Raw genomic sequence first — 17560 nt, 5'->3', positions numbered from 1 at the left:
CGGCAGCAGGGCGCATACGCGACGGAGAACGGGGTGGTGTGGCGAACGCCTAACCGATCCCCATCCGAGCTGGATCGAGGAGGATGCAGCCGGATGGAAACGGGTGGCTATGTCCGTTGTTTCGGCATCGTCGCAGGTGAGAGGCGTCACTTGAGTGGGTTCGAGTCCCACCCGCCCCACCGAGCGCCCCCAGGCAGAATCGTTCTGACCTGGGGAAACGTGGATTTCGCGGCTGTTTTCCGTGTGGTGCTAGTCGCGCATCGTGCGGTACTGGCCCGCTGTCGCAGCATGTCAGCACACTTCAGATGCGTCTGACCTGGCCTTTTACGGCGATTGCCGGGGGAGAGCACCGTGGGGCGGTTTCACGGCCGATGAGGGAAGCCCCGCTTCCGCCGACCTCACCGCACCGGCGGGTCTGCATGTGACCCGGCGTGCGGTCAGCGGGGTGGGCGCGCTGCGGGTGTGGTCAAGGTAGCCGTAGTTGTCGAGATGACTTTGGGACGTGCTCAGGCGTGTTCACAGCTCGGGTACCTGAGTCGGGTCGGGGCTGACGCGTTCGCCTCGTTCATCGAAGATGAGCAGGTTGCGTACGTCGATGAGGAGGGGGATGTGCTGGCCCCTTCGGTGGCGAGAGCCTGGTTCATCGCGGATGACGAGTTCGCCGATGCTCTTGCGGGCAGGGGACTGGGCCGGAGGTTGTACGTCGGCAGGGGGTATGGGGTGGCGGTCGAAGAGTCCGGTGCGGCGGCGGAACTGCCGCAGGAGGTCGGCGGCGCCTCTGCGGGCCGGGTGGTGAGTTGCGTGGTCGGGGAGCTGGGCCGGTACGTCGGCTCGTTGTCCGCCGAGTGAGAGGTGGAGCAGCGCTTCGTGACCTTGGAATTCGGTGTGCTCGACAACTCCGGTCATGGCTCGCTCGAAGGCCGTGGCGTGGGCCTTGTCGGCGATACGGATGGCTTCGGGGCGCAGCCCGATGAGAAGCGGTTGTCCTTGGACGACGCGGAGCATCTGGTGGTCGTGGGTGAGCGGGTAGGACAGGGTGATTTTCTGGGCTCCGAAGTTGAGTGCCATGACGCCGTCGACGGGGGCGTACACCGTGCCGTGCAGCAGGTTGATCCGCGGTGTGCCGACGAAGGAGGCGACGAAGGCATTGGTCGGCAGTGCGTAGAGGTTGCGGGGGGTGTCGACCTGTTGGAGGATCCCGTCGCGCATGACCGCGACCCGGTCGCCGAGTGCCATGGCTTCGGCCTGGTCGTGCGTGACGTAGATGGTCGTGGCCCCGGTGCTGCGGGTGACCGCGAGCATTTCGGTGCGCAGGCGGGTGCGCAGCCGGGTGTCGAGGCTGGAGAGCGGCTCGTCCATCAGGAAGACCGAGGGGCGCCGGATTACAGCGCGGCCCATGGCGACGCGCTGGCGCTCGCCGCCGGACAGCCGGCCGGGGATCTGGTTCAGAAGGTGGTCGATGCCCAGCGTCTGGGCGACGGACTGCACCCGGGCGGCCACTTGGTCGTGGTCCTGCTTCTGGACTGCCAGGGGAAAGCCGATGTTCTGTGCGGTGGTCATGTTGGGGTAGAGCGCGAAGCTCTGGAAGATCATCGCGATGTCGCGTTCGCTGGGCTGGAGATCGTTGGCGATCTCTCCGTCGAGGTGCAGCTCGCCCCCGCTGATCGTCTCCAGACCGGCGATCATGCGCAGCAGGGTGGACTTGCCGCACCCGGAGGGCCCGAGCAGTACGAGGAACTCCCCGTCCTGGACGGTCAGGGAGAGCCGGCGCACGGCCCTCTGCCCGTTGGGATAGGTCTTGGCGAGGTCGTGAAGGGTGATGGTGCTGCCCACGGGTGCTCCTGGTACGTGTCGCGCTTGGCGGGAAGAGGGAGGGGGCGGTCAGGGGGTGAGTTCGTCGGCGGCGATGTGTCTGAACGCCGACATCATCGACAACGGTGTCGTCACGGGCGACACATGGCCCCGATGGCGAAGCCCTCGGCCGCGCTCGCGCCGGGGAAGAACTTCAGGACGCCGAACCAGCAGAAGATCAGTCCGATGCGGACGCGCAGGACGGCGGGGCTGATCCGCGTGTAGCGATGGGCGTGGGATGCGACGCGGCTTCGCAGGGGGTGCCGCAGGCCCAGCGCCGGAATGGCTGCCTGGTCGGCGCGAGCGGGGCTTTTCGCGGGGCGGCGGGGGTGGGAGGTGCTGGGCATCGACAATCTCCTCCGCTGGGGACGATCACGGGTACTGGCTGCTGAGGCGCTTGACTGTGTCGGCGCCATCGACGGCTCGGAGCCCCTGGTACTTCACAAGGAGAAGGGCCCCGCGGAAGGCAGTGCCTCCCGCGGGGCCCCGTCAGCCGACCGTGGTCAGCCGAAGTTGACGTCGCTGCACAGGAAGTACTTCTGGTCCATGTGCGACGCCTTCCAGACGGTCACCACCACGTGGCGTCCGCTGTAGCCGGAGGTGCTGACGTCCGTGACGTAGTGCGGCTGGTAGGCGTAGCTGCCGGTCGTCTTCACCAGTTCGAGGTCGTCCCACCCGATCAGCTGGTACTCCGGGTTGAAGCCTTGCTTGGTGACGTAGACCTCGAGCCAGTCCGCGCCGTGCCGGGCCTCGTCGTAGATGTCGACGGTGAAGTCGGAGCCGATGTCGGTCATCTTCCACGGGCCCGGGCGGTCGAGGGGCCGGTAGTTCGTCTCGCCCTGGCCGCCGGCGCTGCAGATCTCTCCGTCGGGAATGACCTGCTTGTAGTTGTCGCCGGTGTTGTTGGCGTAGACGGCCTTCCACGCCCCGATGGCGTTCGCGTTCTCGTGGTAGGTCCGGTAGCACATGGGGTCCTGGGACTCGCTGGGCTCGGTGTAGCCCCAGCGCTGCAGGCAGCCGTAGTTGCGGGTCTCGGGGGTGATGACGGTGCCGTGCGCAGAGGCCGCGGGTGCTTGGACGACGCCGAGGAGGGCGGTGGCCAGTACGGCGGAGCTCAGCGCGACGACGCGCGACAGCGTTGCGGGTATGCGGTTCATGGTGCTCTTCCTCCGTGTATGTGGAGATCACAGGCCGATCCCGACCAGTGATTTAGGTGCACATGACAGCCTGTGATGCGTTCAGGCGTTGCTCGGGTGGGTGCTCACCTCCTCTCGCCGGCGCGCGGGTCGGTTCAGCAGAGCGGTCAGGGACCACTGGCCGGGGCCGAGGGCGGCGATGAGCAGGAAGGCCCAGCAGAACAGCGCGGCGCTCTCCCCGCCGTTCTGCAGCGGGAACAGTCCGTCGCCCTGGTGGTGGAGGAAGTAGGCGTAGGCCATGGAACCAGAGCACACGAAGGCTGCCGGGCGTGTGCCGATCCCGATCAGCACGAGTGCTCCTCCGGTCAGCTGGATTACCGCGGCCCACCAGCTGGGCCACTGTCCGGCGCTGGGCACCTCGCCGTGCGGGCCGCCCAAGACGTCGAAGAGGGTGGCGGCTCCGTGGCAGGCGAAGAGCAGGCCGGTCACGATGCGGAAGAGGCTCAGGACGGGCTGTTCGAGCCGGGCTGACGGCATGTGGGGCAAGCCCTTCTGCGGGGTGGCGGGGGAGGGTGTACTGCTGGGCCTGGTGGCCGGTGGCCGCCGCGGACGCGGCCACCGGCCACTGGCGCGCTAGGCGGTCAGGTTGAACTTCTGGCTGGCCCAGGTGCCGCAGTCCCACAGGTGGAGGCGGGCTCCGTTGGCCGTGCTCTGGCCCTCGATGTCGAGGCAGCGGCCGGACTTGAGGTTCTTCAGCGTCCCGTTGGCCTGGAAGGCCCACTTCTGGCTGTCCCAGCCGCCGCACTCCCACAGGTGGGCCTTGGTGCCGTTGGCGGTGGCACCGCCTTCGACGTCGAGGCACTTGCCGCCGGACTTGAGCTGCTGGCCGTCCAGCGTCCAGGTCATCGAGGCGGCGTTCGCGCAGGTCCACTGCTGGATCGCGGTGCCGTTGGCCGTGCCGGCTCCAGCGCGGTCGATGCACTTGGCGTTGCCGCCGTTGACGATCTGGCCGGAACCCGTGCCCGGGTCCGGGTCGGGATCGGGGTCGGGGTTGCCGCCACCGGGGCCCCAGGCGTTCCAGTTGTCCCAGTTCTCGGCGTCGAAGCCGAGGCGGCCGGGCTTGTCCGCGCCCCAGTTGGTGCCGGACTTGTTGATCACGGTGCCGCCGACGGTGTAGTTCTCGAGCTTGAGGCCCTTGCCCTGGGTCGTCTCGTTCCCCAGGGTGACCTTCTGGCCGGCGCTGTTGCTGTAGCGCTTGAGGAGGCTGATCTGGCTGCTCGGGTCGAGGCCGTTCCAGCTGTCGATCTTGAGGTTCTTGACGTGGATGTTCTCGGTGCTGGAGAGGGCGAAGACGCGGATCGCGCAGTTGGTCTGGCCTTCGACGGTGATGTTCTCGAAGGTCATGTTCTTGACCCAGGTGCTGGGGTCGCCCTTGGTGGTGGACGCCGTGTCCTCCCAGTGGGAGGAGGAGTTGAGGATGCAGGTGTTGTACTTGACGTCCTTCCAGTACATCCGGTTGTGGATGACGTGGGTGTTGGTCACCCGGACGTTGTCGATGTTGCGGGGGGTCCAGCCCCACTGGATGACGGGGCCGTTCTCGTTCTTCCAGATGACGGTGTTATCGATGGTGACGTCGCTGTGGTACATCTTCAGCACGTCGTCGTTGGCGTTGAAGAACGTGTTCTTCATGGTGCTGCCGCGGTAGAGCTCGATGCCGTCGGTCTGCCAGTACCAGGAGCCGACCTGCTTGTAGTTGTCGACTCGCATCTGGAAGGTCTGCTCGTTGCCGTAGACGACGAACGAGTGGTAGGGCGGTTCGTTGATCGTCACGCCCTGCAGGTCGAGGTACTGCTGGGCGTTCGCGGACTCGAACTGGAGCATTTTCACGCAGGAGGCGTGGCAGTTCGACGCGCCGCTGAGGTGGTCGTAGTTGTTGTTGGTGTCCGCCTCGTAGACGTACTGCTCACCGGAGAGCACTCCGTACCCGGTGACCTTGTACAGGCCCTGGTTGTCGTGGAAGAAGCGGAAGGCTCCCTTCACGTAGGCGCCGGGGGCGAGGTAGACCCACTTGACGTTCGGCGGGAGCACCGCGTGGTACTTCGAGCCCATGGTGTAGGTGCCGGGGCGGAAGTAGATGATCTCCTTGTCGATGTTGTTGAGGTTGGTGACCTGGCCGGGCTCGGGGTAGTGGATGCTCCCCGACGCGGCGGTGGGGATGAGCCGGTCCTTCTCCGCACCGGTCGGCGTCGGCTCGGCGAAGATCATCATCGAGTTGCGGGGCTCGGTGTGGATGGCCCGGTTGTTGCCGCCGCCGCTGGTGGTCAGCTTGCCGGCGTCGTTGGCCGGGCCGGACATGTCGTTGTAGGCGGTGTAGAGCTGCGGGTCGAACTCGACGGAGAACCGGTAGCCCTTGCTGCTGTAGGGCACCTTGATCCGGACGGTCTTGCTGTTGACGAGCTCCTTGTCGAAGTTCAGGCTGCTCGGCTTGATCTTGACCTGGTCGGCGGAGGAGATGCTCTGGTCGGTGCGCAGGGACACGTCGACCCACGCATCGGCCGTGTACTGGAAGGAGGACCAGCTCATGGTGAGGTTCGCCGACGAGGAGAACTCCGCGCCGTCCTCCTTGGTGTAGCCGATCTTTCCCTTGCCGCTGCGGGGGATGCTCATGTACGCGAACGAGTCGTACTTCGTCGTCGGCGCCGCGGCCGTGGCCACCTTGACGTCGTAGAAGGAGGACCGCCGCACCTTGTCGCCGCCCACCGGGCTGCTGGTGTTGAACTCGTGGTTGTCGTGCCACCAGGTCTGCAGCTGCTCGCTGTTGGCGGTGTCACCCGCCGCTCCTGCTGCCGGTGCCGCCAGTAGCGCAGCCGCGGGGACGAGCCGGCCTGCCGGAGCGGGGGCGGCCGAGGCCAGGGTGCTGGCGGGTACGACGGCTCCGGCGAGCGCCAGTGCCAGGCCGGCGGCGATGGCCGCCAGCGGGTTGAGCCGTCGCAGTCTTCCTGCGGGCATGATGATGTCCTCTCCTTGATGAATCAGGGCATGGCCCCAGGGGGCCCGCCCGGGGGCGGGCACGGACACCGCTGGGACAGCTGGAACAGCTGTGTGGCGGAGTCATCGGTGCATGCGGTCGCCCGTTTCCGGGGTTGACCGGGGTGCGGAGTGCGGTACTCGCTGGTCGGCGGTTCGTCTCTCTTGCGGGAGCCGGCTGAGGGAGTCCACGCGGGGATCATTCGCAGGGCCAAGAGCACAGGACGCCGGTCCTGCGAGCGGAGCGAACCGGCCCTGCCCGCCCCGAGGGGTGAGGGGCTGCAGGCGTGAAGGCGACCTGTGGCCCAACAGGCCCTGGCTCCGCCCCGGTTGCCGGTTAACTTCCCGTCATTTCTTCCCTGTGTCAATGAAATGAACAGGATTCCTCGACCCGTGGGGCCAGCACGCACATAACAAGAAGCGTAAAAGGTGCAAATAGGTAACGAGTGCCCGACGGGCGTGGGCCATCACGGTTGCGTAACACGCTGTTTTCTTCCTTGACGCACTTAAAGGCTGAGGGACACACTCCCGTCATAAGCAGCGACGCCGACTTGCACAGGTCGACGGCGTCCCAGCCGCAGGAGGCGCGATGACGATCTCTGCAACGCTTGGCGGCACCGGCCCCGCGCATAGGGGAAGCCCTCGCCGCCCGCGTCAGGTTCGATGGCGCTGAACCCGATGCAACGGCCCTGACAGACCACTACCTGGAGGCACCGCGTGATGAGCCCGTCCAAGATCCGGTTCTCGGAGCTTGTCAGTGAGCAGACCCGGGCGGAGATCTTCGCGACCGTGCTCACCGCAGGACCCCTCTCGCGCACCCAGCTCGCCCAGCGCCTGGGTCTGGTGCCCTCCTCTGTCACCCGTATGCTGCCGCCGCTGCTCGAGCACGATTACCTGCGCGAGAGCGACGCCGCCCCGCAGGGGCGGGGTAGGCCGCAGAAGATGCTGCACGTCAACCCCGACAAGCACGTGGTCGTCGGCATGAAGATCGGCCCCCGGCAGGTCTCCGGCGTCGTGACCGACATGGCGGCCAATGTCCTGGCCCGGGGCGAGGAGCCTCTGGCTGACTGCACCCCCCATACCGCCCTGTCCGCCGCCGCCTCCCTGACCGGCAGGCTCCTCGAAGAGGCGCCCGAAGCGGCGGACAGGGTGCTCGGCCTCGGCGTCGGTGTCAGCGGCCACGTCGATTCGGCGGCCGGGATCTGCCGCTACTCGTCCCTGCTCGACTGGAACAAGGTCGACGTGGCCGGGCCGCTGCGGGAGGCGACCGGGCTGTCGGTGGTCGTCAACAACGACGTCAACACCCTGGTCGTCGCCGAGCGCTGGTTCGGCGAGGGCCGCGACATCGACTCCTTCGCCGTGGTCACCGTCGGTCCCGGCATCGGCTGCGGCCTGCTCCTGGACGGCGCCCTCTTCGCCGGCGCCACCGGCCTCGCAGGCGAACTCGGCCACCTGCCCCTGGACCCCTCCGGGCCTATGTGCAGCTGCGGCCGACGAGGGTGCCTGGAAGCCTTGGCGGGCGACCGCGCCATCCTGCGCCACCTCGCAGACGGCGGATTTTCCTGCGACACGATCACCGACGCCATCGACCTCGCGCGAGGTGAAGCCGGGGCGGCCCGCACCGTCGCTCGATCTGCCTTCGCGGAAGCCGGCACCGCCCTCGGCAGGGGCGTGGCCGGCATGTGCAACCTGCTCAACCTGCAGAAAGTCATCATCGCAGGCGAAGGCGCGGTCGCCTACGACCTGTTCGGCCCACACATGAGCGAGGCGATGGAGGCCCAGGCGTTCTCCACCGCGGCCACCGACTGCGACATCCACGTCGACCCCGCCCGCCACGACCTCTGGGCCCGAGGTGCCGCCTGCCTCGTCATCCGCGACGCCGTGGGCGCGGCCATCTCCTGACCCTGCAGCGCCCAGGGGTGCGACGGAAACTCGCCACACCCAGCCAAGTAACTAAAAGTAATCATGCGATCACGATGAGGTTTGACGTGCCCGAAAACGAAGCCAGTCCCGCCAATGCCTGGTGGAGCGAAGCGGTGGTCTACCAGATCTACCCCCGCAGCTTCGCCGACTCGAACGCGGACGGCATCGGCGACCTGCCAGGCATCATCGAACGGCTGGACTACCTCGCCCAGCTCGGCGTCGACGTCCTGTGGCTCTCCCCGGTCTACCCCTCCCCGCACGACGACAACGGGTACGACATCAGCGACTACCAGGACATCGACCCGCTCTTCGGCACCCTCGCCGACTTCGACCGACTCCTGGGCGCCGTCCACGAGCGCGGCATGAAGCTCGTCATGGACCTGGTCGTCAACCACACCTCCGACGAGCACCCCTGGTTCACCGCGTCCCGCGACGAAGGAGCCCAGGGTGGCAAGCGGGACTGGTACATCTGGCGCCCCGCCCGCGAGGGCATGGAACCGGGCACCCCTGGCGCGGAACCCAACAACTGGGGCTCCTTCTTCTCCGGGCCCACGTGGACCTACGACGAGAAGAGCGGCGAGTACTACCTGCACCTGTTCTCCCGCAAACAGCCCGACCTCAACTGGGAGAACCCCGACCTGCGCCAGGCGGTCTACGCCATGATGCGCTGGTGGCTGGAGCGGGGCGTCGACGGCTTCCGCATGGACGTCATCAACCTCATCTCCAAGACCCCCGGCCTCCCCGACGGCATCGTTCACGAAGGCGCCCTGCACGGGGATGGCAGCCCGCACTACATCTGCGGCCCCCGCATCCACGAGTACCTGGCGGAAATGCACCGCGAGGTCTTCGAAGGCCACCCGCGCCGCCTGCTCACCGTCGGCGAGATGCCCGGCGTCACAGTCGAGGACGCCAAGCTCTTCACCGACCCCTCCCGCCGCGAACTCGACATGGTGTTCCAGTTCGAGCACGTCGGCCTCGACCAGGGCCCCGGCGGCAAGTTCGACGTCCGCCCGCTCAAGCTCACCGACCTCAAGGCCAGCCTCGGCCGCTGGCAGACCGGCCTCGGCGAGACCGGCTGGAACAGCCTGTACTGGAACAACCACGACCAGCCCCGCGCCGTCTCCCGCTTCGGCGACGACAGCCCCGCCTACCGCGACCGCTCCGCGAAGCTCCTCGCCACCGTGCTCCACCTGCACCGCGGCACCCCTTACGTGTACCAGGGCGAAGAGCTCGCCATGGCCAACACCCGCTTCACCTCCATCGATGACTTCCGCGACATCGAATCCCTCAACTACCACCGCGAGCAGACCGCCCACGGTGTCGACGAGGAACAGGTCCTGGCCGGCTTGCGCCACCGCAGCCGGGACAACGCCCGCACCCCCATGCAGTGGGACACCTCCCAGCACGCCGGCTTCACCGCCGGCACCCCCTGGATCGCGGCGAACCCCGACCACACCCACGTCAACGCCAAGGCCCAGCTCGCCGACCCCGAATCCGTCTTCCACTACTACCGACGCCTGATCGCCCTGCGGCACACCGAGCCCGCCCTCACCCACGGCGACTTCCACATGCTCCACCCCGACCACGAACAGCTCTACGCCTTCACCCGCCACGACGCGGCCTCCGGCACCGAACTGCTCGTCCTCGCGAACTTCGGACCGGCCGACCTCACCGTCGACCTGCCCGACGGCTGGGAACACAGCGAGACGCTCATCGCCAACGTTCCCGCCAGCTCACACCTCAGCGCCCCGCACACCCTGCAGCCCTGGGAAGCCCGCGTCCACCGCCGCAACGCCTGACCACCCCCACGCCTGCCCCGCTCCGTCTCCCCCCGCACCACCCCGACCCGCGCACACCCAAGGAATCCTCATGACGAACATGCGCTTCCGTGCCACACGACACACCACACGACGAGCCCTGCTCGCGATGTCCGCACTGGCACTCGTCGCACCCCTCGCCGCATGCGGCGGCTCCGACACCGCCGAGGGAGACGGCAAAACCCTGCGTCTGTGGCACTACGAGCAGGAGGACGGCGCCCTCAGCAACGCCTGGGACGCCGCCATAGCCGAGTTCAAGAAGACCCACCCCGACGTAAAGGTCGCCTTCGAACGCAAGACGTTCGAGCAGATCCAGCAGAACGCGGGCATGATCCTCAACTCCGACAAGGCGCCCGACGTCATGGAGTACAACAAGGGCAACGCCACCACCGGCCTGCTGGCCAAGCAGGGCCTGCTCACCGATCTGACCGCCACCGCGAAGGAACGCGGCTGGGACAAGAAGATCAGCGAGAGCGCCTCCGTCACCGCCCGCTACGACACCAACGGTGAAATGGGCGGCGACAAGTGGTACGGCGTCCCCAACTACGGCGAGTTCGTCCTGGCGTACTACAACGACGACCTCTTCAAGAAGCACAACATCACCAAGCCCACCGACCTCCGGAGCTTCGAGGCGGCCCTGGCCGACTTCAAGGCCGCCGGGATCACCCCGCTCGCCAACTCCGGCAACGACCACCCCGCGGGCCACTGGCTCTACCTCCTGGCCCTGGCCAAGGCCAATGACGCCTGGGTCGACGACTACCAGCTCTACAAGGGCAAGGTCGACTTCCACGGCCCGGAATGGACCTACGCGGTCGAGACCTACAAGGACTGGCTCGACAAGGGCTACTTCGAGAAGAAGGACGTCGGCCTCAAGGGCAGTGACATGACCGAGCAGTTCGTCTCGCAGAAGCGTCCGATCATGGTCGGCGGCAACTGGTGGTTCGGCGGCCTGACCACCGACATCACCGACTTCTCCTGGTCCACCGCCGCCTACCCCGGCAGTAAGAAGACGCTCGGCTCCGGCGGCAACCACTGGGTCGTGCCCACCAAGGCGAAGAACAAGAAGCTCGCCGAGGACTTCATCGACATCACCATGTCCGAGAAGATCCAGAAGATCCTCGGCGAAGAGGGCAACATCCCCCTCGCCGCGAAGCCGGACTCCATCGAGAACCCCAAGTCCCGCGAGCTCATCACCGCGTTCAACACCTACCAGGACGGCAACGGGCTCGCCTTCTACCCGGACTGGCCGGCACCCGGCTACTACGACACCTGGATGGGCGCCACCCAGAACCTCATGAACGGCGGCAAGCCCCACGCCGTCCTCGACGAGCTCAAGGCCCCCTACGAGAAGTACACCGCCTCGCGGCGCTGAGGCCGACCCGCCCGAAACCGCGCGTTGGCCCCTCTTCCCGGGGACGGCGGCCCGCCCGCACCGGGCCGCCGTCCCGCCCCTCTTGGAGCAACAGTGAAAACCACACGTCACCCGCGGCCCACGGGGTACGCCGTCTTCCTCGCCCCCGGCCTGCTGCTGAGCCTGCTCTTCCTCGTCGTCCCGCTGGTGATGACCTTCTACTACAGCCTCACCCAGTGGCAGGGCGTCGGAGAGCCCACCTGGATCGGCTTCGACAACTACACCCGCCTCTTCAGCGACGCCGACTTCTGGGCCTCGTTCCGCAACATCGCCTTCGTCATCGTCGGCATCGCCGTCGTGCCCACCCTCCTCGGGCTGTTCCTTGCCGCGCTGCTGTTCGACTACATCGGCAAGAAGCACGGCGACGGGTTCGTCAGCCTCTTCCGCTCCGGCCTCTACCTGCCCCAGGTCATCCCCGTCGCCGTCACCGGCCTGATGTGGGGCTGGATCCTCGCCCCCGAAGGCGCGGTCAACAGCGTCCTCGAAACGGTGGGCCTGAACTCCCTGGCCCAGAACTGGCTCGGCGACCCCGACCTCGCCCTGTGGATGGTCCTCGCCGTCCTCGTCTGGATGCAGCTCGGCTACCCCTTGGTGCTCTTCCTCTCCGGGCTCCAGCGCATCGACCCCGAGCTGTACGAAGCCGCCTCCCTCGACGGCGCCACCTGGTGGCAGCGCTTCACCCGCATCACCGTGCCCATCCTGCGGCCCGAGGTCTACGTCGTACTGGTCACCACCACCATCGCCGGCCTGAAGGTCTTCGCCCAGATCTTCGTCCTCACCGGCGGCGGCCCCGGCAACTCGACCCTCGTCCCCGCGTACTTCGCCTACCAGAACTTCTTCGAGCGCGCCGACGTCGGATACGGCTCCGCGATCTCCAGCACGATCACCCTGCTCGTGCTGATCATCGCCGGAACGATGCTCACCCGCCAGGCCCGCGAGGACGGATGACCATGACCACGCACACCACTTCCACGGCACCCTCCAGTCACCGGCGCAAAGCGGCCAAGGCCAAAGCCACAGGCAACCGCCGCACTCCCGGCTCCTACGCCGTCCTGGCCGCCGTCGCCGTCTTCGTCCTCGCGTTCCTCGCACCGTTCATCGTCATCCTGCTCAACTCGTTCAAGACCAGCGCGGACTTCCGTACCAACGGGTCGCTTTCCCTGCCCGCCCAGTGGAACTGGAGCATCATCGCCGAAGTCTGGGAACGAGTGGGCTTCACCCAGAAACTCTTCAACAGCATCCAGATCAGCCTCGGCGTCGTCCTCATCGCCGTCCTGCTCGCCCTCTTCAACGCCTACGCCATCGGCATTGGCCGCGTCCGCTGGCGCACCCCCTTCCTCATCTTCTTCCTCGGCGTCAACGTCCTGCCGCAGGAAGGTCTCGTCTACCCCATCTACTACCTCTTCAAGGAGATGGGCCTCTACGACGGGAAACTCGGCTACACCATCCTCGTCGGCATCACCTACAGCGCCTTCGGCACCTACCTCCTCTCCTCCGTCTTCGCCGGCTTCCCCCGCGAACTCATCGAAGCGGCCGCCATGGACGGAGCCGGCCGATGGACCATCCTGTGGCGCATCGTCCTGCCCATGAGCTGGCCCACCCTCTCGGTGATGTGCGTCTTCTTCTTCGTCTGGAGCTGGAACGAGTTCCTCTACCCCCTCGTCCTGCTCATCTCCAACGACAACCAGACCGTCCCCCTCGGCCTCTCCGTCATGCAGGGCCAATACACCAGCGACCCCACCGCCATGAGCGCCGCAGCCCTCCTCGGCATCGTCCCGATGGTCATCTTCTTCCTCATCTTCCAGCGGTCCCTCACCCGCGGCATGACCGCCGGAGCCGTCAAGTAGCCCACCCGCAACACCCCAACGCCACCCCGGATCCGGCACGCACCGCCCCGCCGCCGGATCCGGGGTGATCCTCGCCCGGTGATATGGAGCACCGCTATGCCTGCTGTTCCCGGTGTCCGGTCGCTACGGAGTGTGACTGCAGGCCAAGGAGAAGGGCGGGACGGAGTCAGCGGCATGCGGCGCGGGCGAGCTGCGCGACTGGCGGCCTGCGAGCGGATATGCCGGGCAGATCTCCTCCCTCTACGTGCAGCGCCGGGGCCGCCTGGAGCCGTGCGGTACGTACCGCAGGGCTGCCGCGACGCCTTCGCGCCTTACCTGTCGGTGGATTCGTCGGGCTCCGTAGGTCTCGCCGGAGTCGGCGTGGATGCGGCGGATCTCCGCGGCGAGGTGGTCGTCGCGCGCCGCCGGCGTGCGGACTTCGGACGCCGGCAGCGGGCGTTGTAGGCGTTTTAGGCGGAGACCGACAGGTTCAGTTCCCGACAGACGGGCTCGACCCCGAAGCCGTCACGGAGGTGGCTGCGCACGGAGCGTGGCCGCGCTCGGGCGGCTGAGTCGTGGCGGCAGTAGCCTGCTCCACGTGCTGCAGAGATATGTCGAGTTCCGCCTTGCTTCGGAGGACATCTCCACCGTTCGATTCGGCGTGTCGCCAGGGCATGAGATCGTCCACGCGGTGCGGGCCCTCAGTCGACCGCAGGAGCAGCCGCTGCAGTGGGGGTGGCTGCGCGCCGTTCGCGACGATGTCCCGCGGGAGTCCCTGGAGTTGTTGCGCCTGGTCGTGGGTGAAGTCGGGTACGCGCCCGATCTGTTCACGTCGGCCGCGTCGTGGGATCTCACGCCCGCGGATGAGATCGAGCGGCTGCGACAGGCGCCGCTCGAGCCGATCTCGGTTGACCTGCGCAAGCGCGCGGTCCGCAGCGCCGGCATCGCGCGGGCCGCGCTGGAGAGGATGGCGGCCGATCCCGTGAGGATCCGCGCCGTGATCGTGCGCCACGTCGAGGCGCTCTGGGAGGCCGCGCTCGCGCCGTACTGGGCGCAGATCGAACGCATTCTTCATGCGGACATCGGCTCTCGGGTGCGGCGGATGACCGCGGACGGTCTGGCCGGGATGGCGGCCGATCTCGGCGAAGGTGTCGAGTGGAGCGCCGACACCGGCTTCGACACCGTGCGCGTGCGGATGGAACGACACGAGGAGATCGTCGACTGCCAGGGGCGGGGCCTCGTGCTCGTGCCGTCGTTCTTCGGGCGCCACTGCGCTGTGCTCACCGAGCCGCCTGCGCAACCGACGCTGTTCTACCCCGCGCTCGGTGTGTCCGAGGTGTGGCATCGTGCCGATTCGACGGATGCGCTGGCGGGTCTGCTGGGGGAGAGCCGGGCCGCGGTGCTCGTCGCGGTCGGCGCGCCGCTGTCGACGACGGAGACCGCAGGAGAGGCCGGGATCGCGGCTTCCACCGCATCCCACCACCTTGACGCCCTGCGCGCCGCCGGGCTCATCGCGTCCCGGCGTGCCGGGCGGCGTGTGCTGCACGCGCGCACGCCGCTCGGCGATGCGCTTGTCCACCGGGTCTGACGCGGTGGACAAGCGCATCCGTGGCCGGCGCGGGGGTTACCGCCCCGGAACGAGGTCCGGTCCCGCGCCGTGCTCGGCGACGTACGCCTCCGGACCCTGCTGGGTGGCCTGGGGCTCCATGTAGAGGAACTCAAGGACGTTGCCGTCCGGGTCCTCGAGGGAGCGCCCGTACATGAATCCGTGGTCCTGCGCAGGGCGCGGCTCACGGCCGCCCGCGGTGACACCGGCGTCGACGGTCCCGTCGACGTGGTCCCGCGAGTCGCGCGAGAACGACAGCAGCACCTGGGCGACCGTGTGCGGGTCGGCGATCTGCTTGTCGGTGAACTGTGAGAAATGCCCGTGAGTGAGGACCATGAAGTTCGTGTTCTCGTCCCAGACGACGCACGCGGCGTTCTCGTCGGTGAACAGCGGGTTGATGGCGCAGCCGAGCGCCGTGTAGAAGGCCTTGCTGCGCTCGAGGTCGGTTGTGGTGATGTTGACGAAGATCATGAGGTCTCCTGATGTCGGACGGCCGGGTCCTGCAGTTGCCGAGATCAGGCTGGCACCAGGGGCGTGGGCATCCAATCGATTCGACGTGCGTCGAAAGGTCACGGTGCCGGGTCGTCGGCGACCGCGAGGCTCTCGCTGCGACTATCTTCGTGGCCACTTCGGGCTGTACCTGGCGGCAGCTGCCGCCAGCGTTCGGTCCGGCCTGGCCAACGGTCTACCGGCGCTTCGCTCTCTGGAGCCGGGAACGGGTCCGGGCCCGTCTCCACCGCGTTGTTCTCGACGAGCTGGGGGCCCGAGGGGAGTTGGACTGGTCGCGGTGCGCGATCGACTCGGTCAGCGTCCGGGCCGCAAAAGGGGGTCTTTGACCGGACCGAATCCGACCGATCGCGGCAAGCTTGGATCGAAGATCCACCTGATCGCCCGCCCGATGATGGTCGCGTGAACAGAACTGATGAGCCTGAAGCTGTCGTGTCGCACTTGTGGCGAGAACGTATGCGTGCGCCGTTTCCCGCCGGACTGGCCGGCGCGGAGCGGGCAGGCGTCGACCTGGTACTCCTCGACGCCGACATCGCCGGGTGCGTAGAACCCCGCGGCTAGATCCGCTGTGACAAGGAGCCGCCCCGGCTGCGCGGTGTGTCATACTGATCAGTTGCCTCCTGGTGCTGACCTACTCGCGGTCGTACCGAAGAACACCTCTCGGGCGCGGAGGCGAGGGCGCTGGCGTGGCGCCGCGCCGGGCGGATGGCCGAAGGGCTGCTCCAGCACGACCCGGGTCCGGGCCGCCGCACTGCGGTCGCCGCCGCGCAACCGCCGTACCACCGGGACGGCCCGGGCGGCGGGCGGCGGGCGGCGGGCCAGTGCGAGGCGGTCGCCTTCGCCACGGCCGTCGCGGCGCCGGCCACCGCGACGACCGCGCCCGCACCGAGGGCGGGGCCGGTGGCCGTTCCGAACGCCAGGTCCGCCCCGAACGCGGCGACGGGGCCAACTCCCGTCACCAGCAGAGGCGTCGACAGGTTCTCCCGCTGAGCCGCTGCGACAGGGGACGGTCAAGGAGGGCGTTCCGCGCTCACCCGGTATCTCTGCTCAACCTCCCGTGGGTGGACGGAGACAGGTCGGAGGATTGGTTTTCGGACCCTCCCGAGGTCGGCAGAGGGCTCCGACGGTCGACGGTCGGCGTGGATGCCCGTCCTCGTGCAGCTGGCGATCCTATATCACGCGGGGCGGGCAACTCGCATGTGTATTTCGGCAGTTGGGCGCATGTGTCGATCGTGTTGCCCTTTTGGGACGCCGTTGACAGACCGGATCATCGGTTCATAGATTGCCATGAGCGTTGCTCTTTACGAGCAGCCGGGACTAACGCGTTGGATGGGTCGGGGGCACCATGGAACAACGTCGGACAGAACTGCTGGAGCTTCACAAGCTACTACCACGACAACGGGGGGAGGCCGTCGTCGACCCTCTGGCGGCAGGCGGTCGGACGGGGCGAACGCCTCGCCCGGTTACGGCACAGCGGGTCCTCGTCGTGGAAAGGAGTGCCAAGGACGCGGAAACGCTCGTGTGCGCGCTGCGGCGGCAGGGGTGCAGTGTCCAGAGCGTGACGACCGGAGGAGAGGCACTGCAGAGCTACGGGGACGTCGATCTCGTCCTCATCGACCTGGAACTGCCCGACCTCGACGGCCTGGAGGTCTGTCGCGGAATCAGATCGACGTGTGACGTCCCGGTGATCATCGTCACCGCCCGGGGATCGGAACTCGACCGTGTGCTCGGCCTGCAGGCGGGGGCCGACGACTATCTCGTCAAGCCGTACGGCTTCCGCGAGCTGATGGCTCGCGTGGAGGCGGTTATGCGGCGGAGCCAGACTCAGGAGCCGCTGATCCGGTCCATCAGCCACGGACCGTTAAGGATCGACGCCGGCACGCGCAAAGTCACGCTACACGATCGGCGCATCGAGCTGACCCGCAAGGAGTTCGACCTGCTGTACCTGCTCGCTTCCGAGCCGGACACCGTCATACCCCGCAAACGCCTCATTCACCAGGTCTGGGGTGATTCGTGGTCCCGGCGGACGGTCGACACCCACGTCAGCAGTCTGCGGAACAAACTCGGGAACAGGAACTGGGTCGTCACGGTCAGGGGCGTCGGATTCAGCTTCGGCCGAGGTGACTGAGGAGTCCCGGGCTCGGAGTCGATCCGCTCGATCGGCTGCTGCGGCGACGGCCGCCGCAGCAGCCGCGGTCCGCACCGGGTGGGCGGGCCTCCTGCAGGCGCTCTGAGGTTCTCCTGAACTTCTGGGCAGAACGCCGCACGTTGCTGCGGAAACCTGCCGAACTCCTGAAGTCGCGCCGCTTGAGGCGCGCCGCAGCACGAAGCACTCTCTAGGGACGGCCCGTTCAGCCGGATGAGGGAGTCATCGTGCGCAAGGTGCTCATCGCCAACCGTGGCGAAATCGCTGTCCGCGTTGCTCGGGCGTGCCGGGACGCGGGGATCGCGAGCGT

Annotated in this window: 15 protein-coding genes and 2 pseudogenes; 9 read left to right on the top strand and 8 right to left on the bottom strand. The window is 67.6% G+C overall.

Going from position 1 to position 17560, the window contains the following annotated elements; genetic code table 11:
* Nucleotides 1–516: 516 nt before the first annotated feature.
* The 5 genes from ACH4KB_RS18030 to ACH4KB_RS18010 form a co-directional block, all read right to left on the bottom strand.
* Nucleotides 517–1833 (bottom strand): ABC transporter ATP-binding protein, encoded by a 1317-nt coding sequence (locus ACH4KB_RS18030; protein ID WP_398066911.1) that lies wholly within the window; start codon nt 1831–1833, stop codon nt 517–519.
* Between the two features lie 110 nt (nt 1834–1943).
* Entirely contained in the window at nt 1944–2198 is a 255-nt protein-coding gene (locus ACH4KB_RS18025; protein WP_398066910.1) for a hypothetical protein, read from the bottom strand.
* A gap of 156 nt (nt 2199–2354) precedes the next feature.
* The gene (locus ACH4KB_RS18020; protein ID WP_398066909.1) at nt 2355–3008 is read right to left on the bottom strand and encodes a lytic polysaccharide monooxygenase; all 654 of its coding nucleotides are present in this window, start codon (nt 3006–3008) and stop codon (nt 2355–2357) included.
* 81 nt (nt 3009–3089) lie between these two features.
* On the bottom strand, nt 3090–3524 hold the full coding sequence (locus ACH4KB_RS18015; RefSeq protein WP_398066908.1) for a DoxX family protein: 435 nt from the start codon (nt 3522–3524) through the stop codon (nt 3090–3092).
* A gap of 96 nt (nt 3525–3620) precedes the next feature.
* Nucleotides 3621–5996: a family 49 glycosyl hydrolase gene (locus ACH4KB_RS18010; protein WP_398066907.1), complete on the bottom strand. Its 2376-nt coding sequence runs from the start codon at nt 5994–5996 to the stop codon at nt 3621–3623.
* A gap of 738 nt (nt 5997–6734) precedes the next feature.
* Here ACH4KB_RS18010 and ACH4KB_RS18005 point away from each other — a divergent pair.
* From ACH4KB_RS18005 to ACH4KB_RS17985, 5 genes are all read left to right on the top strand, one after another.
* Entirely contained in the window at nt 6735–7916 is a 1182-nt protein-coding gene (locus ACH4KB_RS18005; protein WP_398066906.1) for an ROK family protein, read from the top strand.
* A gap of 86 nt (nt 7917–8002) precedes the next feature.
* Complete coding sequence (locus ACH4KB_RS18000; protein WP_398066905.1) at nt 8003–9736, top strand: alpha-glucosidase; 1734 nt, start codon at nt 8003–8005, stop codon at nt 9734–9736.
* Nucleotides 9737–9806: 70 nt separating this feature from the next.
* A complete protein-coding gene (locus ACH4KB_RS17995) occupies nt 9807–11126 on the top strand; it encodes an extracellular solute-binding protein (protein WP_398066904.1) in 1320 nt (439 codons plus the stop codon).
* A 93-nt stretch (nt 11127–11219) separates the two neighbouring features.
* Nucleotides 11220–12113, top strand: a complete 894-nt coding sequence (locus ACH4KB_RS17990; RefSeq protein WP_398066903.1) for a carbohydrate ABC transporter permease — start codon at nt 11220–11222, stop codon at nt 12111–12113.
* Entirely contained in the window at nt 12110–13012 is a 903-nt protein-coding gene (locus ACH4KB_RS17985) for a carbohydrate ABC transporter permease (RefSeq protein ID WP_398066902.1), read from the top strand. The genes ACH4KB_RS17990 and ACH4KB_RS17985 overlap by 4 nt, the downstream gene beginning before the upstream one ends.
* A 240-nt stretch (nt 13013–13252) precedes the next feature.
* Here the strand turns inward: ACH4KB_RS17985 and ACH4KB_RS17980 are convergent, their stop codons facing one another.
* A complete protein-coding gene (locus tag ACH4KB_RS17980; protein ID WP_398067210.1) occupies nt 13253–13444 on the bottom strand; it encodes an IS3 family transposase in 192 nt (63 codons plus the stop codon).
* 145 nt (nt 13445–13589) lie between these two features.
* Between ACH4KB_RS17980 and ACH4KB_RS17975 the strand changes: the two genes are divergently transcribed.
* On the top strand, nt 13590–14579 hold the full coding sequence (locus tag ACH4KB_RS17975) for a DUF5937 family protein (protein ID WP_398066901.1): 990 nt from the start codon (nt 13590–13592) through the stop codon (nt 14577–14579).
* Between the two features lie 36 nt (nt 14580–14615).
* On the opposite strand, the gene ACH4KB_RS17970 is transcribed toward ACH4KB_RS17975, so the two are convergent.
* On the bottom strand, nt 14616–15068 hold the full coding sequence (locus ACH4KB_RS17970; protein ID WP_398066900.1) for a VOC family protein: 453 nt from the start codon (nt 15066–15068) through the stop codon (nt 14616–14618).
* A 116-nt stretch (nt 15069–15184) separates the two neighbouring features.
* On the opposite strand from ACH4KB_RS17970, the pseudogene ACH4KB_RS17965 reads away from it, so the two are divergent.
* Nucleotides 15185–15486 (top strand): annotated as a pseudogene (locus tag ACH4KB_RS17965) (transposase); the annotation flags it as partial.
* Between the two features lie 311 nt (nt 15487–15797).
* Here ACH4KB_RS17965 and ACH4KB_RS17960 read toward each other — a convergent pair.
* A pseudogene (locus ACH4KB_RS17960) lies at nt 15798–16116 on the bottom strand (hypothetical protein); the annotation flags it as partial.
* Nucleotides 16117–16590: 474 nt separating this feature from the next.
* On the opposite strand from ACH4KB_RS17960, the gene ACH4KB_RS17955 reads away from it, so the two are divergent.
* Both ACH4KB_RS17955 and ACH4KB_RS17950 read left to right on the top strand, forming a co-directional pair.
* Nucleotides 16591–17232 carry a response regulator transcription factor gene (locus ACH4KB_RS17955; protein WP_398067209.1) on the top strand — a complete coding sequence of 214 codons (642 nt, stop codon included), beginning with the start codon at nt 16591–16593 and terminating at the stop codon, nt 17230–17232.
* 245 nt (nt 17233–17477) lie between these two features.
* A partial coding sequence (locus ACH4KB_RS17950; protein WP_355335748.1) for a biotin carboxylase N-terminal domain-containing protein occupies nt 17478–17560 on the top strand: 83 nt, incomplete at its 3' end.

Origin of the sequence: Streptomyces sp. NPDC017520, from assembly GCF_044329855.1 — a bacterium.
GTDB lineage: Bacteria > Actinomycetota > Actinomycetes > Streptomycetales > Streptomycetaceae > Streptomyces.
This window is presented reverse-complemented; position numbering and strand designations above follow the sequence as displayed.